Source organism: uncultured Jatrophihabitans sp. (assembly GCF_964251945.1).
GTDB lineage: Bacteria > Actinomycetota > Actinomycetes > Mycobacteriales > Jatrophihabitantaceae > Jatrophihabitans.
Genome location: NZ_CAXULP010000001.1, coordinates 562,111 through 581,206 on the forward strand (window position 1 = coordinate 562,111; position 19,096 = coordinate 581,206).

Sequence of the window (19,096 nt, forward strand, 5' to 3'; positions counted from 1 at the left end):
CTAGACTGGACGGTCGGCCGCCGGCGCAACACCGGCAATCCTCGCGAGGAGAGACGAGCACCGTCGTGGCAACCACCAACGACCTCAAGAACGGACTGGTCCTCAACATCGACGGCGGGCTGTGGACCGTCGTGGAGTTCCAGCACGTCAAACCCGGCAAGGGCGGCGCGTTTGTGCGCACCACGCTGAAGAACGTGCTGTCCGGCAAGGTCGTCGACCGCACGTTCAACGCCGGCACCAAGGTCGAGACGGCCAACGTCGACAAGCGGGCGATGACCTACCTGTACAAAGAGGGCTCGGACTACGTCTTCATGGACGCCGACACCTTCGACCAGGTCACCGTGCCCTCCGACACGGTCGGCACGAACGCGAACTTCCTGCTGGACAACGCCGAGGCTGTGGTCGCCGTGCACGACGGCACACCGCTCTACATCGAGCTGCCGACCAGCGTCGAGCTCGTCATCAGCCACACCGACCCCGGCCTGCAGGGCGACCGCAGCACCGGCGGCACCAAGCCTGCGACGCTCGAGACGGGCGCGGAGATCCAGGTGCCGCTGTTCGTCAGCACCGGCGAGAAGGTCAAGGTCGACACCCGCGACGGCCGATACCTCGGCCGAGTCAGCTCCTAGCCGCCGCCTGCCGATGGCCGCTCGCTCCAAAGCCCGCAAGCGGGCCGTCGACGTCCTGTACGAGTCAGACGTCCGCGGCGTCGACCCGGTCTCGACGCTCGCTGAGCGGGTGCGGCTGGCCGAGCCGCCGGTGAACGGCTACACGATCGAGCTGGTCGAGGGCGTCGCCGAGCACTGCGGCCGGATCGACGAAATCCTCACCGACTACGCCGAGGGCTGGTCGGTGGCGCGCATGCCGGACGTCGACCGGGCCGTGCTCCGGCTCGGCGTCTACGAGGTGTTGTGGCGCGCGGACATCCCGAACGCAGTGGCGATCGACGAGGCGGTGGAACTCGCGAAGTCGCTGTCCACCGAGGAGTCGCCCCGCTTCGTCAACGGCGTCCTAGGACGAGTCGTCCGCGATCAGCCGACCCACTAAACCGACCGCCCGACGGGCGGTCCGTTTACGGTTCTCCGTCGACTATGACGGACTCGGGGGCGAGCACCTGCCAGCGGACCAGCCGTTCGGTCAGCGCCTCGATCGAGGTGTCGTACATCAGGGCGAGGGTGCGCAGGTCCTCGTACCGCACCGGCATGGAGCGGGCGGTCATGTCGCCGCGCTGGCGCAGGATCGACTGGATGAAGCGCCGCAGGATGTCCGCGTGGCCGTCCTGCAGGGCGTGCACGCGGTCGAGGTTGAGCACGATGCGGTTGAGCGGCGTCGCGCCGCCGCCGCCGGAGAACGCGCTCTCCTCGGGGGGCAGCAGGTCGCTGACCGGCACGCCGTAGAACTCGGCGAGCTCGGCCAGGCGCTGGACCGAGACCGCGCGGTCGCCGCGCTCGTAGGAGCCGACGACCACGGCCTTCCACTTGCCGGCGGACTTGCGCTCGACGCCGTGCAGCGACAGGTGCTGCTGCATGCGGATGGCGCGCAGCCGTGAGCCGAGGGCCTTGGCGTAGCCCTCGTTGGCGAGGGCTAAGTCCTCCGCCGTTCTGTCGGTCATCGAGTCCTCGTCATCGATCGGGTCGTCACGTCAATTTTCGACCAGTTCATCGATTTCTTTAGCGCTCGCGTCATAAAACCGCTCGACGACCGGAGTCGGCGACCAGGGGTAAGCCCGAACGGCAGACTCGCCTGCGCCGCGCCGTCCGACCACCGCACAAGATCGGGAGCAGACGTACCCACCCTGACAGACTCCGTTCGTGTTGCAAACCCGGCAGCGCCGGCGGCGACCGCCCACCAGTGTGGCCGGTCACTGCTAGTCTGCCATTGTTCACTCCTTTAAAGGCCCGTCCAGAGAGGCGGACAAGGAGGCGCTGTGCCTAGTCGTGCCCATTTGTCCTCGGACGAATCGCAACGTTCTACCTCAAACTCGCTCGCCAATGTGGTGCTCAGCGATGGGGATGTCGCCCGGATAACCGACCGGATGGCACACCAGATCATCGAGCACGTGGCGAAAATCGACTTCGACGCCGTGCTGTTGGGCATCCCGACCCGCGGCGTCCCGCTCGCCGTGCGGCTGGCCGAGCGCATCGCCCGCTTCGCCGACGTGCGGCTGGCCGTCGGCTCCCTCGACATCACTCTGTATCGAGACGACCTGCGGCTGCGCGGCGTCCGGCCACTTGCCGACACCGAGGTGCCGGCCGGCGGCGTCGACGGCCGGACGGTCATCCTGATCGACGACGTCCTGTACTCGGGGCGCTCGTGCCGGGCGGCGCTGGACGCGCTGATCGAGCTCGGCCGCCCGCGCGCGGTCCAGCTGGCCGCCCTCGTCGACCGGGGGCACCGGCAGCTGCCGATCCGCGCCGACTACGTCGGCAAGAACCTGCCCACCGCGCCCGGCCAGACCGTCCGGGTGCTGCTGCGCGAGATCGACGGCCGCGACGCCGTGCTCGTCGAGGACGCGATCGTCGAAGGCGAGACATGAGACATCTGCTGTCCGCCGGCGACTTGGACCGGGACGAAGCGCTGGCCATTCTCGACACCGCCGAGCGCATGCACGCCCTCCAGGACCGCGAGGTCAAGAAGCTGCCGCCGCTGCGCGGGCGCACGATCGTCAACCTGTTCTTCGAGGACTCCACCCGGACCAGGTCCTCCTTCGAGATCGCCGGCAAGTGGCTGTCTGCCGACGTGATCAACGTGAGCGCGAAGGGCTCCAGCGTCAGCAAGGGCGAGAGCCTGCGAGACACCGTGCTGACGGTCGCCGCGATGGGCATCGACGCGCTGGTGGTGCGGCACAACGCCTCCGGCGCCGTCGCGCGGATCGCCGGCTGGGTCGACTGCCGGGTCGTCAACGCCGGCGACGGCACTCACGAGCACCCTACCCAGGCGCTGCTTGACGCCTACACACTGCGCCATCGGCTCGGCGGCACGGGCGACGCCGCCGACTTGGCCGACCGGCACATCGTGATCGTCGGCGACATCACGCACAGCCGGGTCGCGCGGTCCAACGTGCTGCTGCTGCGCACCCTCGGCGCGCGGGTGACGCTCGTGGCGCCGCCCACGCTGCTGCCGGCCGGCGTGCACTGCTGGCCGTGCGAAACGAGCTGGGACCTCGACGCCGTGCTGTCCGGCAAGGCGCACGGCGACGTCGACGCGGTGATGATGCTGCGGGTCCAGCGCGAGCGGATGTCCGGAGGGCAAGGGGTCGCTGGCGGCCCCGTGGTGGGATTTTTCCCGACCGAGCGGGAGTACGCGATCGGGTATGGCCTGTCGCCGGAGCGGCTGGATCTGCTCGGGGAGAGCGTGCCGGTGCTGCACCCCGGCCCGATGAACCGCGGCCTGGAGATCTCCTCCGCCGCGGCCGACGGCGTCCGGTCGGCGGTGCTCGACCAGGTGCGCGCCGGCGTGTCGGTGCGGATGGCCGTGCTCTACCGGCTGCTCGCCGGCGCCGATGAGGTGACGGTATGACCACCCCACGAAATCGCTCCGCAAAGACCGCTCCACGATTCCGCAGGGACCCCGGATGAGTCTGGTGCTCAGGGGCGCGGCGGCGCTTGGCGGCGCGCCCGTCGACGTGCTGGTCGAGGGCGAGGTAATCGCCGCGGTCGGCGGCCGGCTGTCCGCCGACGCCGAGATCGACGCCCGCGGGCTGGTGCTCCTGCCCGGGCTCGTCGACCTGCACACCCACCTGCGCGAGCCCGGCCGCGAGGACGCCGAGACCATCGCCACCGGCTCGGCCGCCGCCGCGCTCGGCGGGTTCACCGCGGTGCACGCGATGGCGAACACCGACCCGGTCGCGGACACCGCGGAGATCGTCGAGCAGGTCGCCCGGCGCGGCGCGCAGATCGGCCTGGTCGATGTGCGGCCGGTCGGCGCGGTGTCGCACGGGCTGGCCGGCGAGACGCTCGCCGAGATCGGCAACATGGCCCGCTCGGCGGCCGCGGTGCGGGTCTTCTCCGACGACGGCCGGTGCGTGCACGATTCGCGGTTGATGCGCCGGGCGCTCGAGTACGTCAAGCCGTTCGGCGCGGTGATCGCCCAGCACGCGCAGGACCCGCGGCTGGCCGACTCGGCCGCGTGCGCGCACGAGGGGGAGCTGTCCGGTCGGCTCGGGCTGCCCGGCTGGCCGTCGGTGGCCGAGGAGTCGATCGTCGCCCGCGACGTGATGCTCGCCGAGCACACCGGCTCGCGGCTGCACGTCTGCCACGTGTCCACCGGTGGCACGGTCGAGGTGATCCGCTGGGCGAAGAGCCGCGGCATCGCCGTCACCGCCGAGGTCACGCCGCACCACCTGCTGCTCACCTGCGACCTCGTGGCCGGCTACGACCCGGTCTACAAGGTGAACCCCCCGCTGCGGCCGGCCGAGGACGTCCGCGCGCTGCGGGCGGCGCTGGCCGACGGCACGATCGACGCCGTCGCCACCGACCACGCCCCGCACGCCGCGCACGACAAGGACCACGCGTTCGCCGACGCCGCGTTCGGCATGCTCGGGCTGCAGACCGCGCTCGGCGTCGTCGCCGCGGCGATGGTGGCTAACGGGCTGCTCGATTGGGCCGGCGTCGCGGACCGGATGTCCGTCCGGCCGGCGGCCATCGCCCGGCTCGCCGGGCACGGCGCGGCGATCGAGCCGGGCGCGCCGGCCAACCTCGTCCTGATCGACCCGGCCGGCGCGTGGACGGTCGACCCGGCGCGGCTCGCCTCCCGCTCGCGCAACACGCCGTTCGCGGGGCATCAGCTTCCGGCCGGCGTCGTCGCCACGATCCTGCGCGGCCGGCTTACCGCCCGCGACGGCGCCATCGTCCAAGCGGTGCATGCATGACGGCGGCGGAAGCATGACTAGAGCACTGCTGGTGCTGGCGTGCGTGGCGGTGCTGCTGCTTGTGCTGTTCGGCATGCGGGTCGGTTGGCGCAATCGCCTCGGCCGACAGGCCGACCTGCCCGCGCTGCCGGACGTCCCGGCCGAGCTCGGCCCGGCCGCAGTCGAGGCGGGCGGGGTGTATGTCGGCAGCACCTACGCGAGCAGCTGGCAGGACCGGGTGATCGTCGGCGGGCTAGGGGTGCGCGCGGCCGCGGCGCTGAGCGTGCGGCCTGCCGGTCTGCTGTTCGACCGCGACGGCGCCGAGCCGATCTTCGTCCCGGTCTCGGCGTGGGTGCAGGCGCGGCTCGCGCCCGGACTCGCCGGCAAGGTGATGGGCGAGGGCGGGCTGTTCGTGCTGCGCTGGCGGCTCGGCGACGCCGAGGTCGACAGCGCGTTTCGAGCCGACGACAAGACGATCTATCCCGCCCTCGTCGAGGCGGTCAACACGAAGGCGGCTACTGCATGAGTGAGGCGTTGCTGGTGCTCGAGGACGGCCGGGCGTTCGCGGGGGAGTCCTACGGCGCCGCCGGCGAGACCTACGGCGAGGCCGTCTTCAACACCGGCATGACCGGGTACCAGGAGACGCTCACCGACCCCTCGTACCACCGACAGGTCGTGGTGCAGACTGCGCCGCACATTGGCAACACCGGCGTCAACGACGAGGACGGCGAGTCGCGGCGCATCTGGGTGGCGGGCTACGTCGTGCGCGACCCGGCCCGGCGGCCGTCGAGCTGGCGTTCACGACGCGCCCTGGCCGACGATTTGGCCGCGCAGGGGATCGTCGGGATCAGCGGGATCGACACCCGCGCGCTGACCCGGCACCTGCGCGAGCGCGGCGCGATGCGCTGCGCGGTGTCGAGCGTCGACCTCGATCCCGCGTCGCTGCGGGCAAAGGTGCTGACGTCGCCGCCGATGGCCGGCGCGGACCTGTCCGCCGAGGTGACGACGGCGCAGCCCTACACCGTCGACGCGCTCGGCGAGCGGCGGTTCACCGTGGCCGCGCTCGACTTCGGCATCAAGTCGATGACCCCGCACCGGATGGCCCAGCGGGGCATCACCTCGCACGTGCTGCCGTCGACCTCCAACGCGGACGAGGTGGCGGCGACCGGGGCGGACGCGGTGTTCCTGGCGAACGGCCCGGGCGATCCGGCCGCCGCTGACGACGCGGTCGCGACGGTGCGCGAGCTGCTGCGCCGCGACGTGCCGATCTTCGGCATCTGCTTCGGCAACCAGATCCTCGGCCGGGCGCTCGGCTTCGGCACCTACAAGCTCGGCTACGGCCACCGCGGCATCAACCAGCCGGTGCAGGACCGCCGAACCGGCAAGGTCGAGATCACCGCGCACAACCACGGCTTCGCCGTCGACGCTCCTCTCGACCGGACGACGGCGACCGATTTCGGCGATGTCGAGGTCAGTCACGTCTGCCTCAACGACCAGGTCGTGGAGGGATTGCGCGCCCGCGACGCGCGGGCGTTCAGCGTGCAGTACCACCCTGAGGCGGCGGCCGGCCCGCACGACGCCGCCTACCTGTTCGACCGGTTCGTCGAGCTGCTCGAGGGCGAGCAGCAGGGAGGCGTCGCGTAATGCCGAAGCGCGCGGATATCCAACACATCCTGGTGATCGGCTCCGGGCCGATCATCATCGGCCAGGCCTGCGAATTCGACTACTCCGGCACCCAGGCCTGCCGGGTGCTGCGCGGCGAGGGCTACCGCGTCAGCCTCGTCAACTCCAATCCGGCGACGATCATGACCGACCCGGAGTTCGCCGACGCCACATACATCGAGCCGCTGACGGTCGAGTTCGTCGAGAAGGTGATCGCCCGCGAGCGGCCAGACGCGCTGCTGCCGACACTCGGCGGGCAGACCGCGCTGAACCTCGCCGTCGCGCTGCACGACACCGGCGTGCTGGAGCGGTACGGCGTCGAGCTGATCGGCGCGGACATCGACGCGATCCAGCGCGGCGAGGACCGGCAGAAGTTCAAGGAGATCGTCGCAGAGGCCGGTGGCGAGACACCATCCTCGAAGGTATGCCGCACGCTGGACGAGGCGGTCGAGTTCGCGGCCACCGTCGGCGACAAGATCGTCGTGCGGCCTTCGTTCACGATGGGCGGCCTTGGCTCGGGCCTCGCCAACGACCCCGACGAGGTGCGGGTGATGGTCGCTCGCGGGCTCGCCGCGAGCCCGGTGCACGAGGTGCTCGTCGAGCAGTCGGTGCTCGGCTGGAAGGAGTTCGAGCTCGAGCTGATGCGCGACAAGCACGACAACGTCGTGGTCGTCTGCGTGATCGAGAATCTCGACCCGATGGGCGTGCACACCGGCGACTCGATCACTGTCGCGCCCTCGATGACGCTCACCGACCGCGAGTACCAGCGTATGCGCGACCTCGGCATCGCCGTGCTGCGCGAGGTCGGCGTCGACACCGGCGGCTGCAACATCCAGTTCGCGATCGACCCGGCGAACGGCGACATGATCGTCATCGAGATGAACCCGCGGGTGTCGCGCAGCTCGGCGCTCGCCTCGAAGGCCACCGGCTTTCCGATCGCGAAGATCGCGGCGTTGCTCGCCGTCGGCTACACCCTCGACGAAATCCCCAACGACATCACGCAGAAGACGCCTGCGGCATTCGAGCCGACGCTCGACTACGTCGTGGTGAAGGTGCCGCGATTCGCCTTCGAAAAGTTCCCCGGCGCCGACCCGGTGCTGACGACGCATATGAAGAGCGTCGGCGAGGCGATGTCCATCGGCCGCAACTTCACCGAGGCGCTGGGCAAGGCGCTGCGCTCGATGGAGACGAAGGCCGGCGGGTTCCGCACCGGCGTGGAGCAACCGCTCGGCCTCGACGAGCTGCTCGCCGCCGCCGCGGTGCCGACCGACGGCAGGCTGTACTACGTCGAGCGGGCGCTGCGGGCCGGCGCCAGCGTCGAGCAGGTCGTCGCGGCGACGCATATCGACCCGTGGTTCGTCGATCAGATCGCGCTGATCGGCGAGGTGCTCGACGAGCTGGAACAAGCTCCGACCTTGACGGAGTCCCTGCTGCGCAAGGGAAAACGGCACGGCCTGTCGGATCGGCAGATCGCCGCGACGCGGTCCGAGCTCGCCGGCGAGGACGGCGTGCGGGCGCTGCGACACCGGCTCGGCATCCGGCCCGTCTACAAGACCGTCGACACCTGCGCTGCGGAGTTCGCGGCGACCACCCCCTACCACTACTCGACGTATGACGAGGAGAGCGAGGTCGCGCCGCAGCGGGAGAAGCCCAAGGTGCTGATCCTCGGCAGCGGCCCCAACCGCATCGGCCAGGGCATCGAGTTCGACTACTCGTGCGTGCACGCGGCGATGGCGCTGCGCGCCGCGGGCTACGAGACCGTCATGGTCAACTGCAACCCCGAGACGGTGTCCACGGACTACGACACCGCCGATCGGCTGTACTTCGAGCCGCTCACCCTCGAAGACGTGCTGGAGGTCGTGCACGCCGAACAGCAGTCCGGCGAGGTGGCCGGCGTCATCTGCACGCTCGGCGGCCAGACGCCGCTCGGGCTGGCGCAGCGGCTGAAGGACGCCGGCGTCCCGGTGCTGGGCACCCAGCCGGAGGCGATCGACCTCGCCGAGCACCGCGGCGCGTTCGGCCGGGTGCTCGCCGAGGCCGGCCTGCCGGCGCCGAAGCACGGCACCGCGACGTCGTTCGCGCAGGCGAAGGCGGTCGCCGACTCGATCGGCTACCCGGTCCTGGTGCGGCCGTCCTACGTCCTCGGCGGCCGCGGCATGGAGATCGTCTACGACGAGGGGCACCTCGAGGACTACATCGGCCGGGCCACCGAGATCACCGGCGACCATCCGGTCCTGGTCGACCGGTTCCTCGACGACGCCGTCGAGATCGACGTCGACGCCCTGTACGACGGCACGGACCTCTACATCGGCGGCGTGATGGAGCACATCGAGGAGGCCGGCATCCACTCCGGCGACTCGGCGTGCGCGCTGCCCCCGATCACGCTCGGCGCGGGCGACATCGCCGAGGTGCGCCGCTCGACCCTCGCCCTCGCGCAGGGCGTCGGCGTGCGCGGGCTGCTCAACGTCCAGTACGCGCTGGTCGGGGACGTGCTGTACGTGCTCGAGGCGAACCCGCGGGCCAGCCGCACCGTGCCGTTCGTGTCCAAGGCGACGAGCGTGCCGCTGGCGAAGGCCGCCGCGCTGATCGCCGTCGGCGCGACGATCGATTCGTTGCGCGCAAGCGGCGTCCTGCCGCGCTCCGGCGACGGCGGCGACCTGCCGGTCGACGCGCCGATCGCGGTGAAGGAGGCGGTGCTGCCGTTCTCCCGGTTCCGCACCCCGGCCGGCGATCAGGTCGACTCGATCCTCGGCCCGGAGATGAAGTCGACCGGCGAGGTGATGGGTTTCGCGGCCACCTTCGGCTCGGCGTTCGCGAAGTCGCAGGCCGCGGCCTACGGGTCGCTGCCGGCGAAGGGGACGGTGTTCGTCAGCGTCGCCAACCGGGACAAGCGCGCGGCGATCTTCCCGATCAAGCGCCTGCACGACCTCGGCTTCCGCATCCTCGCGACCGCCGGCACCGCGCAGGTGCTGCGCCGCAACGGCGTGGCGGTGGAGGTCGTCGGCAAGTTCAGCGACGGCCCGGGCAACGTCGTCGAGCGGATCCTCGCCGGCGACGTCGACCTGGTGCTGAACACGCCGTGGGGCAGCGGCGGCCCGCGGCTGGACGGCTACGAGATCCGCACCGCCGCGGTGGCCGCCGCGATCCCGTGCCTGACCACGGTGCAGGCTGCTGCGGCGGCGGTGCAGGGCATCGAGGAGATCTCCCGCGGCGAGGTCGGCGTGCGCTCGCTGCAGGACCTGCACGCCTCCCTCGCCGACTGGCGCACTTCATGAGCACAGGCCCGGTGCAGCTCAAAGCCGAGGTGTTCTCGGTGGCGAAGGCAGGGGAGTACCGGCAGTTCACGATCGTCGCGCCGCAGATCGCGACCGGCTTCCAGCCCGGCCACTTCGTCGCCGTCGCGGTCGGCGGCGAGAACTCCGCGATGGGCCTGCGCCGCGCCTTCGCGCTGTCCGGCGCCACCCCGTCGGATGCCTACGCCGGCACCGTCCAGTTCGTCGTCGCCGAGCACGGCCCGGGCACCCGATGGCTCGTTCAGCGCAAGCCGGGGGACGTGCTCGACGTCGTCGGCCCGCTCGGCACGCCGTTCCCGCTGCCGTCGGGCCCGGCACCGGCGGTCCTGGTCGGCGGCGGGTACGGCGCCGCGCCGTTGCTGCCGCTGGCCCAGGCGCTGCTCGCCGCCGGCTCGCCGGTCGAGTTCGTGCTCGGCGCGGCCAACGCGTCCCGCCTCTACGGCGAGCTGGCCGCCAAACGGATGGTCGGCTCGGTCACCGTCACGACCGACGACGGCTCGGCCGGCGTCCGCGGGCTGGTCACCGACGCGCTGCCGGACGTGATCGAGCGGATGGAGGCCCAGATCGTGTACGCGTGCGGCCCGATGCGCATGTTGCAGGCGGTCGGCGAGCTCGCGCAGCGCCGCGGCATCCGGGCGCAGGTGGCGGTGGAGGAGTCGATGGCCTGCGGCATCGGGGTGTGCATGACCTGCGTGTTGCCCGTGCGCGGAGATGACGGCAAGTCGCGCTTCGTCCGGGCCTGCGTCGACGGGCCCGTTTTCGACGCGCAAACCGTGCGCTGGAACGACATCGGCGCGCTGCCGCCCGACCTCGTCGGCGCAGACGCCATGGGAGGGCACTGATGGTGGACATGCGTGCTGCGCTGGCCGGCGTGGCGCTGTCGAATCCGGTGCTCACCGCATCGGGCTGCGCTGCCGCCGGTCGCGAGTTGAACCAGTTCTTCGACGTCTCCCGGCTCGGCGCCGTCGTCACCAAATCGATCATGCCGACTGCGCGGTCCGGACGGCCGACGCCGCGGATGGCCGAGACGCCGAGCGGCATGCTGAACTCGATCGGCCTGCAGGGCCCGGGCGTCGACGCGTTCATCGCCCACGATCTCGCCTGGCTTGCCGAGCACGGGGTGCGCACGATCGTCTCGATCGCCGGCGGCCACACCGACGACTTCGCCTTGCTCGCCCGCAAGCTCGCCGGCCACCCCGCGGTGGCCGCGCTCGAGGTGAACATCTCCTGCCCGAACGTCGAGTCGCGCGGGCAGGTCTTCGCCTGCGACGCGCTCGCCTCGGCGCGGGTGATCGGCGCCGTGCGCCGCGCGGCCGATCCGGCGCAGCCGATCTTCGCGAAGCTCTCGCCGGACGTCACCGACATCGCGCACATCGCACGCGCGTGCGCGGACTCCGGCGTCGACGGGTTCTCCCTCATCAACACGCTGCTCGGCATGGTGATCGACACCGACACGCTCGCGCCCGCGCTCGGCGGGGTCACCGGCGGGCTGTCCGGACCCGCGATCCGGCCGGTCGCGGTGCGTTGCGTCTGGCAGGTGCGTCGTGCGCTGCCGCACCTGCCGATCATCGGCATGGGCGGCATCCGCGACGGCCTGGACGCGCTGCAGTTCGTGCTGGCCGGGGCGTCGGCGGTGTCGGTGGGCACCGCGATGTTCGGCGATCCGTCGGCGCCGGTGCGGGTGCTGGCCGAGCTGGAGGCGGCGCTCGCCGAGCGCGGCTTCGACTCCCTGGCCGACGCGGTGGGCTTCGCGCACCTGGACGCCGACCGGCGGCCCGCGCGGCAGGCCGGGCAGGCCCGCGAGACGGGGCAGACGGGGCAGACGGGGCAGACGGGGCAGGCGGGGCTAGCGCCTGCGGCGGCCGAGGCGGCGGCGTCGTGACGCCGTTCGGAAGGCGGTTCGCCGACGCGCTCGACGCCCGCGGCTCGGTGTGCGTCGGCATCGACCCGCACCCGGCGTTGCTGGCGGAGTGGGGCCTGCCGGTGGACGCGGACGGCCTGGCCCGCTTCGCCGACATCTGCGTGCGCGCGTTCGCCGACACCGCCGCGGTGATCAAGCCGCAGTCCGCGTTCTTCGAGGTGTTCGGCTCGGCGGGAATCGCGGTGCTGGAACGGACGGTCGCCGCCTGCCGCGCGGCCGGCGCGTTGGTGCTGCTCGACGTCAAGCGCGGCGACATCGGCACCACCATGGCGGCGTACGCACGGGCCTATCTCGACCCGGCGGCGCCGCTGGCCGCGGACGCGATGACTCTCAGTCCGTTCCTTGGCGTCGGCTCGCTCGACCCCGCGTTCGAGCTGTGCGCTGCGCACGGCGCCGGCGTCTTCGTGTTGGCGCGCACCTCGAACAAGGAGGCCGCGCAGTTCCAGCTCGCCCGCGACGCCGACGGTCGCAGCGCGGCGCAGGTCGTGATCGACGAGGTCGCGGCGCGCAACGGTGGCGCCGTGCCGCTCGGCTCGCTCGGCCTGGTGGTGGGCGCCACGATCGGGGTGGCCGACGTCGACCTTGCCGCGTTGAACGGCCCGATCCTCGCGCCGGGCGTGGGGGCGCAGGGCGGCACGGCCGACGACGTCCGCCGAATCTTCGGCGACAGCCTGCGCGCGGTGCTGCCGAGCGTGTCGCGCGAGGTGCTGCGACAGGGCCCGGACGTCGGCGCGCTGCGCGGCGCGGTCAAGCGTCTCGCAGACGATTTCGCCTTCCTGCGCGGCTGACCGCCGGGGCGAAAAGGTCGATTCTGACACTTAGCACGGCGAGTCGATTCTGACACTTCGCACAGCGAAAGGCCGGCGAGTTCAGATGCGCCATGTACGGTACGTCGGGGCTGTGGCCCCGAGCGATCCGCTCATCCGATTTCCCCACAGGGAAGGCATTGTTGTGACCAACACCCTCGTGTCCGACGCGATCCGCACTGCGGCGAAGGACATCCTCACCCGCGGCTACGCCGTCGTGAAGCTCGCCGACTTCGACACAGCGACGTTGCACACCGCCATCGACACGGCCGTCGACTTCTTCCAGCGCCCGCTCGAGGACAAGAAGGCGCACGGCAGCACCGACCATAACTACGGCTACCGGCCGTTCGGCGTCGAGTACTCGATGAGCCCCGAGCGCCCGGACATGAACGAGTGCTTCACCCTCTGGTCCAGCCGGCTCGACCTCGTGCCCAACGCCCAGGACATCGGCGGCCTGACCGCCGCGTTCCTCGGCTGGCGGGACTCGTTGGCCCCGCTCGTGCAGTCGGTCCTCGACGAGGTGGCTCGCGCGTTCGGCGCCGACGCCGCCCCGCAGTTCGAGAAGGCGTCCTACCTGCAGATCAACTACTGCCTGCCCGCCCCGGCCGAGCGCGAGCTGCTGCAGGACCGGCACGAGGACGGCCACATGGTCACCGTCCTGCACGCCACCGCGCCCGGCCTCGAGCTGTACGTCGACGGCGAGCCCACCGCGTTCCTGCCGGCGCACGACGAGGTCGTCATCATGCCGGGCTCGGTGCTCACCGCGCTGTCCGGCGGCAAGATCGAGCCGCTGTACCACCAGGTGCGCAACTACGGCCTCGACGACCGCCAGTCGATCATGTACTTCGTCAACCCGGAGCTCGACGAGCCGCTGTTCGGCTGGGTCGATTCCGCCGACGGCGAGCGCGCCGACATCCGCGAGCACGTGCAGAACGCGCCGTCGATGTTCGGCCTGCCACCGGTCGAGGCGCTGTAGCCGCACGCCGGCGACACGTCGACTCATGAACGACCCGGACGTCCTGATCGTCGGCGCCGGGCTGGCCGGCCTGGTCGCCGCGCATGAACTGGCCAAGGCCGGCCGGCGCGTCCTCCTGCTGGACCAGGAGAACCGCGGCAACTTGGGCGGCCAGGCCTTCTGGTCCCTCGGCGGCCTGTTCATGGTCGACACGCCGGAGCAGCGCCGGCTGGGCGTCAAGGACTCCTACGACCTCGCGCTGCACGACTGGCTGGGCACGGCCGCCTTCGACCGCGACCGCGAGGACCACTGGCCCCGCCAGTGGGCGCACGCGTTCGTGCGGTTCGCGACCGACGAGTTTCGCGACTACGTGCACGACCTCGGGCTGCGGATCACTCCGGTGGTCGGCTGGGCCGAGCGCGGCGACGGCCGCGCGGCGGGACACGGCAACTCGGTGCCGCGCTTCCACCTCACGTGGGGCACCGGTCCGGAAGTCGTCCGGATCTTCGCCGAGCCGGTCCTCGCCGCCGAGCAGCGCGGCCTGGTCGCCTTCGAATTCCGGCACCGGGTGGACGAGCTGATCGTCGAGGACGGCGCGGTGGTCGGCGTGCGCGGCACGGTGCTCGAGCCGAGCGAGGCCGAGCGCGGCGCGCCGTCTTCGCGGGTGGTGTTCGGCGATTTCGAGCTGCGCGCGCCTGCCGTCGTGGTCACGTCCGGCGGCATCGGCGCGAACCACGAGCTGGTCCGCAAGAACTGGCCGGCCGACCGGCTCGGCCCGGCGCCGGACACGATGATCACCGGAGTGCCGGCGCACGTGGACGGCCGGATGCTGGAGATCACCGAAGGCGCCGGCGGCAACATCGTCAACCGCGACCGCATGTGGCACTACGTCGAGGGCATCGTCAACTGGGACCCGATCTGGCCCGACCACGCGATCCGGATCATCCCCGGGCCGTCGTCGATGTGGCTGGACGCGACCGGCCGGCGGCTGCCCGCGCCGTGCTTCCCCGGCTTCGACACGCTGCGCTCGCTGCGCGAGATCCTCGGCACCGGCTACGACTACTCCTGGTTCGTCCTCAACCAGACGATCATCGAGAAGGAATTCGCGCTGTCCGGCTCCGAGCAGAACCCGGACATCACCGGCAAGGACATCAAGCTCACCCTCAAGACCCGCGTCGGCAAAGGCGCGGCCGGCCCGATCGAGGCGTTCAAGGAGCACGGCGTCGACTTCGTCGTCCGGGACAACTTGCGCGAGCTCGTCGACGGCATGAACGCGATCGGCCGCGGCCCGGCGCTCGAGCTGGCGCAGGTCGAGCGTGAGCTGACTGCCCGCGACCGCGAGGTCGGCAACAAATACTCCAAAGACCTGCAGCTGATGGCGATCGCCAACGCGCGCGCCTACATCGGCGACCGGGTGTCCCGCGTGGTGAAGCCGCACCGGCTGCTCGACCCGGCGCACGGTCCGCTGATCGCCGTGCGGTTGAACATTCTCACCCGCAAGACGCTTGGCGGGCTGGAGACGAACCTGGACTCGCAGGTGATTCGGCCCGACGGCTCGGTGTTTCCCGGGCTGTACGCCGCTGGCGAGGTCGCCGGCTTCGGCGGCGGGGGAGTGCACGGCTACAACGCCCTGGAGGGCACGTTCCTGGGCGGCTGCATCTTCTCCGGCCGGGCCGCCGGCCGGGCCCTCGCGCGGGACTGAGGGCGCAAGGGCCGTGCCCTGACGGCGCACGCGCCGCGGCACCGGCAGAATGAGGCCGATGGCCGAACTGATGACCGCGGATCTCACCGCCCGGCGCCGACGCCGGTTGGTCACTCTGCTGCGCGAGCAGGGTCTGACCCGGGTCACCGAGCTCGCCAGTCGCCTGGGTGTCAGCGCGTCGACCGTGCGCCGCGACCTCGCCGACCTGCAACAGCAGGGTGAGATCGTCCGCGTGCACGGCGGCGCGGGCACCGTGCTCGACGAGTTCGTCGTCGAGCGCGCCGCGCCCGACGACCGGGCCGCGGCCAAGCGCGCCATCGGCCGGGGCGCCGCCGAGTTGGTGCCGCACGGCGCGACGATCATGCTGCTCAGCGGCACGACAGTGTCGGCGATGGTGCCGTTTCTCGCCGGCAAACGGGACCTCAGCGTCGTCACGAACGGTCTGGACATCGCCCACGCGCTCGCGCATCAGCACCGCGACATCGCTGTCACGGTGCTCGGCGGGCAGGTGCACCGCGACCAGATGACGATGATCGGACTGATGGCCGAGCAGAACATGCGCTCGCTGCGCGTCGAGCTCATGTTCGGCGGCGCCTGGGGCGTCGACGCGCGCAGCGGCGCCACCGGCCCGAAGATCGTCCAGGCCGCGGAGCGACGCCACCTGCTCGATCACGCCCAGGAGCTGGTGGTGCTCGCGGATGGGACGAAGGTCGGCCGCACCGGCCCGGCGCTGCTGGCCAACGTCGACCAGATCGGCCGGGTGCTCACCGACGCCGAGGCGCCGAGCGACGCCGTCGCCGAGCTGACCGCCGCCGGCGTCCAGGTCGGCATCTGCGAGTGACGGCGGGGCCGCGGACCTGCAGGCCCGCAGGGGTAGCTCTGGACCTGTGCCACCGCCGTAACACAGGTCCAGAACAACCACTGTGCGCCGGGCCTCAGCGGGAGGTGATCTCGGCCAGCTCGGCGAGATCGGCCTGCGACGGCGACCAGGTGCCGGCCGCGACGTTGCGGCGCACCTGCTCGGCCGACGTCGCGCCCGCGATCACGCTGGACACCGCCGGCTGCGCGGCGAGCCCGCCCATCGCGATGTCCAGCAGTTCGACGCCGCGTTCCTTCGCGAACGAGCCGAGCGCCTCGAGCAGGTCGAACACTTCGTCGGTGAGCGCCGCCTCGCGACCCCATAGCTTGATCCGGCTGTTCGCCGGCGCGTCCTCGCCACGGCGGTACTTGCCGGTGAGCAGACCGCTGGCCAACGGGAAGAACGGCAGCAGACCGATGTCGTAGTGCTCAAGCGCCGGGACGAGGTCGGCCTCGATGCCGCGCTCGAGCCAGCTGTACTGGTTCTGCGCGCTCACGAAACGCTCCAGGTTGCGCGTGCGGGACACCCACTCGGCGTCCGCGACCTGCCAGCCGGCGAAGTTGGACGAGCCGAGGTAGCGGACCTTGCCCTCGCGCACGAGGTCGTCCAGCGCGGACAAGGTCTCCTCGATCGGCGTCGCCGGGTCGGGCCGGTGCAGCTGGTAGAGGTCGATCCAGTCGGTGCGCAGGTTGCGCAGCGAGGACTCCACCGCCCGCCGGATGTAGCGGCGCGATCCGCGCGCGCCCCAGTCCTCGCCGTTGTCGCTGCCGCCCGCGCGGGCCCGCACGTCGCCGCCGAACTTGGTGGCGATCACCACGTCGTCGCGGATCTCGGCGAGCAGCTCCCCGAGCCGCGCCTCGGAGGCGCCATAAGAGTCTGCGGTGTCGAACAGCGTGACGCCCTCGTCGAGCGCCGCGTGGACGACCTCGCGGCTGTCGGCCATGTCCAGCTTCATGCCGAGGTTGTTGGTGCCCAGCCCCACGACAGAGACGACCAGACCGGAGTTGCCGACGCGACGGAAGTCCATGGCTGCGACATTACGCAGCCGCAAGATCGGCTGGCCCGGACGTCCAGTACGTTGCCCGCATGCCGGCGCGCCTGACCGTCCTGTCCGGGCCGTCCGGCGTAGGCAAAGGCACCGTGGTCGCCGCGCTGCGCGCATTGGTGCCCCAGGTGTGGGTGTCCGTCTCGTGCACGACGCGGGCGCCCCGACCGGGGGAGACCCACGGCGTCGAGTACCACTTCCTCGACCGCGCTGAGTTCGGCCGGCTGATCGAGGCCGGCGAGATGCTCGAGTACGACGAGCACTTCGGCAACCTCTACGGCACCATGCGCCGCCCGGTGCTCGAGCACCTCGCAGCCGGCGTGCCGACGCTGCTGGAGATCGACCTGCACGGCGCCCGGCAGGTGCGCGGCTCCGTGCCGGACGCGCGCTTCGTCTTCCTCGCTCCGCCGTCCACCGACGAGCTGGTCCATCGGCTGGCCCGCCGCGGCACCGAGTCGGCGCAGGCGGTGGCCGCGCGGCTGGCGCGCGCGGAAATGGAGCTGGCCGCCGAGGCGGAGTTCGACGACGTCGTGGTCAACAACGACGTGGAGCAAGCCGCCCGGGACGTGGCGGCGCTCGTCATCGCCCCCTGAGAACTACAGCGCGCGCAGAATGTCTTCCACCCGCTGCTTGGCGTCGCCGAACAGCATCGCGCTGTTGTCCCGGAAGAACAGCGGGTTCTGCACCCCGGCGTACCCGGCGGCCATCGAGCGCTTGAACACCACGACGTCGTGCGCCTCCCACACCCGCAGCACCGGCATGCCGGCGATCGGGCTGCTCGGGTCCTCGGCGGCGGAGGGATTGACGGTGTCGTTGGCGCCGATCACCAGCACCACCGAGGTGTCCGGGAAGTCGTCGTTGATCTCGTCCATCTCCAGGACGATGTCGTAGGGCACTTTCGCCTCGGCCAGCAGTACGTTCATGTGCCCCGGCAGCCGGCCGGCCACCGGATGAATGCCGAAGCGCACCTCGATGCCGCGCTCGCGCAGCTTCTTCGTCAGCTCCGCGACCGGGTACTGCGCCTGCGCCACCGCCATGCCGTAGCCCGGGGTGATGACCACCGACGACGCCTCGCGCAGCAGATCGGCGGTGTCCTCGGCGTTGATCTCGCGGTGCTCGCCGTAGTCGGTGTCGTCGGCCGACTTCGCCTCGATCCCGAAGCCGCCGGCGATGACGGAGATGAACGAGCGGTTCATCGCCTGGCACATGATGTAGGACAGGTACGCGCCGGACGAGCCGACCAGCGCGCCGGTGACGATCAGCAGATTGTTGTTGAGCAAGAAGCCCGACGCCGCCGCGGCCCACCCGGAGTAGCTGTTCAGCATCGACACCACGACCGGCATGTCCCCGCCGCCGATCGACGCGACCAGGTGCCAGCCGAGAGCGAGCGCGACGATCGTCACCGCGATCAGCAGCGGCAGGTTCGGGCTGGCGACGAAGAAGGCGGTGAGCACGACGAACGCGGCCAGCGCGCCGAGGTTGAGCGCGTTCTTGCCGGGCAGCATCAGTGGGCTGGACTTGATCCGCGCCGACAGCTTGAGGAACGCGACGATCGAGCCGGTGAAGGTCACCGCGCCGATGAACACGCCGATGAAGACCTCGGCGTGGTGGATCTTTAACAGCGAGCCGGCGAACTCGGTCTGCCCGCTCTTGTGCTCGACGGAGTAGTAGCCGTCCCAGCCGACCAGCACCGCGGCGAGGCCGACGAAGCTGTGCAGCAGGGCGATGAGCTCGGGCATGCCGGTCATCTCGACCACCCGGGCGCGCCAGAGCCCGATCGCGGCGCCGATCACGATCGCCAGCACCAGCAGCACGACGGCGACCGCCTCGGCATGCCTGGTGGCCACGCCGATGGTGGCGGCGAGCGCGATGGCCATGCCCGCGATCCCGACGACGATGCCCTGTCGAGAGGTCTCGTGCCGGGACAGCCCGGCCAGGGCGAGGATGAACAGCAGGGCCGCGACGATGTAGGCGGCGTCGGCGATCGACTGGGCGCTCAACGGG

18 protein-coding genes are annotated in these 19,096 nt (G+C 71.3%); 15 read left to right on the forward strand and 3 right to left on the reverse strand.

Features of this window, described 5'->3' with window-relative positions:
• Nucleotides 1-65 precede the first annotated feature (65 nt).
• Complete coding sequence (efp, locus tag ACFFBG_RS02565) at nt 66-629, forward strand: elongation factor P (RefSeq protein ID WP_375475290.1); 564 nt, start codon at nt 66-68, stop codon at nt 627-629.
• A gap of 13 nt (nt 630-642) precedes the next feature.
• On the forward strand, nt 643-1,047 hold the full coding sequence (gene nusB, locus ACFFBG_RS02570; protein ID WP_375475292.1) for a transcription antitermination factor NusB: 405 nt from the start codon (nt 643-645) through the stop codon (nt 1,045-1,047).
• A gap of 25 nt (nt 1,048-1,072) precedes the next feature.
• On the opposite strand, the gene ACFFBG_RS02575 is transcribed toward nusB, so the two are convergent.
• A complete protein-coding gene (locus ACFFBG_RS02575; protein ID WP_375475294.1) occupies nt 1,073-1,612 on the reverse strand; it encodes a transcriptional regulator in 540 nt (179 codons plus the stop codon).
• Between the two features lie 333 nt (nt 1,613-1,945).
• Between ACFFBG_RS02575 and pyrR the strand changes: the two genes are divergently transcribed.
• The 12 genes from pyrR to ACFFBG_RS02635 all read left to right on the forward strand — a co-directional run bounded on the left by pyrR (nt 1,946) and on the right by ACFFBG_RS02635 (nt 16,029).
• A complete protein-coding gene (pyrR, locus tag ACFFBG_RS02580; RefSeq protein WP_375476219.1) occupies nt 1,946-2,536 on the forward strand; it encodes a bifunctional pyr operon transcriptional regulator/uracil phosphoribosyltransferase PyrR in 591 nt (196 codons plus the stop codon).
• Nucleotides 2,533-3,519 (forward strand): aspartate carbamoyltransferase catalytic subunit, encoded by a 987-nt coding sequence (locus ACFFBG_RS02585; protein ID WP_375475296.1) that lies wholly within the window; start codon nt 2,533-2,535, stop codon nt 3,517-3,519. Before pyrR ends, ACFFBG_RS02585 begins: the two co-directional genes overlap by 4 nt.
• 55 nt (nt 3,520-3,574) lie before the next feature.
• Nucleotides 3,575-4,870, forward strand: coding sequence for a dihydroorotase (locus tag ACFFBG_RS02590; protein ID WP_375475298.1), 1,296 nt, complete (start codon nt 3,575-3,577; stop codon nt 4,868-4,870).
• A 13-nt stretch (nt 4,871-4,883) separates the two neighbouring features.
• Nucleotides 4,884-5,375: a transporter gene (locus ACFFBG_RS02595; protein WP_375475300.1), complete on the forward strand. Its 492-nt coding sequence runs from the start codon at nt 4,884-4,886 to the stop codon at nt 5,373-5,375.
• Nucleotides 5,372-6,493 (forward strand): glutamine-hydrolyzing carbamoyl-phosphate synthase small subunit, encoded by a 1,122-nt coding sequence (gene carA / locus ACFFBG_RS02600; protein ID WP_375475302.1) that lies wholly within the window; start codon nt 5,372-5,374, stop codon nt 6,491-6,493. The genes ACFFBG_RS02595 and carA overlap by 4 nt, the downstream gene beginning before the upstream one ends.
• A complete protein-coding gene (gene carB / locus ACFFBG_RS02605) occupies nt 6,493-9,786 on the forward strand; it encodes a carbamoyl-phosphate synthase large subunit (protein WP_375475304.1) in 3,294 nt (1,097 codons plus the stop codon). Before carA ends, carB begins: the two co-directional genes overlap by 1 nt.
• Complete coding sequence (locus ACFFBG_RS02610; protein ID WP_375475306.1) at nt 9,783-10,646, forward strand: dihydroorotate dehydrogenase electron transfer subunit; 864 nt, start codon at nt 9,783-9,785, stop codon at nt 10,644-10,646. Before carB ends, ACFFBG_RS02610 begins: the two co-directional genes overlap by 4 nt.
• A complete protein-coding gene (locus tag ACFFBG_RS02615; protein WP_375475308.1) occupies nt 10,646-11,686 on the forward strand; it encodes a dihydroorotate dehydrogenase in 1,041 nt (346 codons plus the stop codon). Before ACFFBG_RS02610 ends, ACFFBG_RS02615 begins: the two co-directional genes overlap by 1 nt.
• Nucleotides 11,683-12,513, forward strand: coding sequence for an orotidine-5'-phosphate decarboxylase (pyrF, locus tag ACFFBG_RS02620; protein ID WP_375475310.1), 831 nt, complete (start codon nt 11,683-11,685; stop codon nt 12,511-12,513). Before ACFFBG_RS02615 ends, pyrF begins: the two co-directional genes overlap by 4 nt.
• Nucleotides 12,514-12,676: 163 nt before the next feature.
• Nucleotides 12,677-13,507, forward strand: coding sequence for a 2OG-Fe(II) oxygenase family protein (locus tag ACFFBG_RS02625; RefSeq protein ID WP_375475312.1), 831 nt, complete (start codon nt 12,677-12,679; stop codon nt 13,505-13,507).
• A 25-nt stretch (nt 13,508-13,532) separates the two neighbouring features.
• Nucleotides 13,533-15,188: an FAD-binding dehydrogenase gene (locus ACFFBG_RS02630; protein WP_375475314.1), complete on the forward strand. Its 1,656-nt coding sequence runs from the start codon at nt 13,533-13,535 to the stop codon at nt 15,186-15,188.
• Nucleotides 15,189-15,246: 58 nt separating this feature from the next.
• On the forward strand, nt 15,247-16,029 hold the full coding sequence (locus ACFFBG_RS02635) for a DeoR/GlpR family DNA-binding transcription regulator (RefSeq protein ID WP_375475316.1): 783 nt from the start codon (nt 15,247-15,249) through the stop codon (nt 16,027-16,029).
• Between the two features lie 94 nt (nt 16,030-16,123).
• Here ACFFBG_RS02635 and ACFFBG_RS02640 read toward each other — a convergent pair whose 3' ends face one another.
• The gene (locus ACFFBG_RS02640) at nt 16,124-17,074 is read right to left on the reverse strand and encodes an aldo/keto reductase (RefSeq protein WP_375475318.1); all 951 of its coding nucleotides are present in this window, start codon (nt 17,072-17,074) and stop codon (nt 16,124-16,126) included.
• 59 nt (nt 17,075-17,133) lie between these two features.
• Here ACFFBG_RS02640 and gmk point away from each other — a divergent pair, with 59 nt between their 5' ends.
• A complete protein-coding gene (gene gmk, locus ACFFBG_RS02645) occupies nt 17,134-17,685 on the forward strand; it encodes a guanylate kinase (protein ID WP_375475320.1) in 552 nt (183 codons plus the stop codon).
• A 3-nt stretch (nt 17,686-17,688) separates the two neighbouring features.
• Here gmk and pntB read toward each other — a convergent pair whose 3' ends face one another.
• Entirely contained in the window at nt 17,689-19,092 is a 1,404-nt protein-coding gene (gene pntB, locus ACFFBG_RS02650; RefSeq protein WP_375475322.1) for a Re/Si-specific NAD(P)(+) transhydrogenase subunit beta, read from the reverse strand.
• Between the last annotated feature and the right edge of the window lie 4 nt (nt 19,093-19,096).

Excerpts from the sequence above, each read along its gene's own strand:
- nusB (WP_375475292.1), top strand. The coding sequence starts at position 643 with ATGGCCGCTCGCTCCAAAGCCCGCAAGCGGGCCGTCGACGTCCTGTAC.
- ACFFBG_RS02575 (WP_375475294.1), bottom strand. The coding sequence starts at position 1,612 with ATGACCGACAGAACGGCGGAGGACTTAGCCCTCGCCAACGAGGGCTAC.
- ACFFBG_RS02585 (WP_375475296.1), top strand. The coding sequence starts at position 2,533 with ATGAGACATCTGCTGTCCGCCGGCGACTTGGACCGGGACGAAGCGCTG.
- ACFFBG_RS02590 (WP_375475298.1), top strand. The coding sequence starts at position 3,575 with ATGAGTCTGGTGCTCAGGGGCGCGGCGGCGCTTGGCGGCGCGCCCGTC.
- ACFFBG_RS02595 (WP_375475300.1), top strand. The coding sequence starts at position 4,884 with ATGACTAGAGCACTGCTGGTGCTGGCGTGCGTGGCGGTGCTGCTGCTT.
- carA (WP_375475302.1), top strand. The coding sequence starts at position 5,372 with ATGAGTGAGGCGTTGCTGGTGCTCGAGGACGGCCGGGCGTTCGCGGGG.
- carB (WP_375475304.1), top strand. The coding sequence starts at position 6,493 with ATGCCGAAGCGCGCGGATATCCAACACATCCTGGTGATCGGCTCCGGG.
- ACFFBG_RS02610 (WP_375475306.1), top strand. The coding sequence starts at position 9,783 with ATGAGCACAGGCCCGGTGCAGCTCAAAGCCGAGGTGTTCTCGGTGGCG.
- ACFFBG_RS02615 (WP_375475308.1), top strand. The coding sequence starts at position 10,646 with ATGGTGGACATGCGTGCTGCGCTGGCCGGCGTGGCGCTGTCGAATCCG.
- ACFFBG_RS02630 (WP_375475314.1), top strand. The coding sequence starts at position 13,533 with ATGAACGACCCGGACGTCCTGATCGTCGGCGCCGGGCTGGCCGGCCTG.
- ACFFBG_RS02635 (WP_375475316.1), top strand. The coding sequence starts at position 15,247 with ATGGCCGAACTGATGACCGCGGATCTCACCGCCCGGCGCCGACGCCGG.
- ACFFBG_RS02640 (WP_375475318.1), bottom strand. The coding sequence starts at position 17,074 with ATGGACTTCCGTCGCGTCGGCAACTCCGGTCTGGTCGTCTCTGTCGTG.
- gmk (WP_375475320.1), top strand. The coding sequence starts at position 17,134 with ATGCCGGCGCGCCTGACCGTCCTGTCCGGGCCGTCCGGCGTAGGCAAA.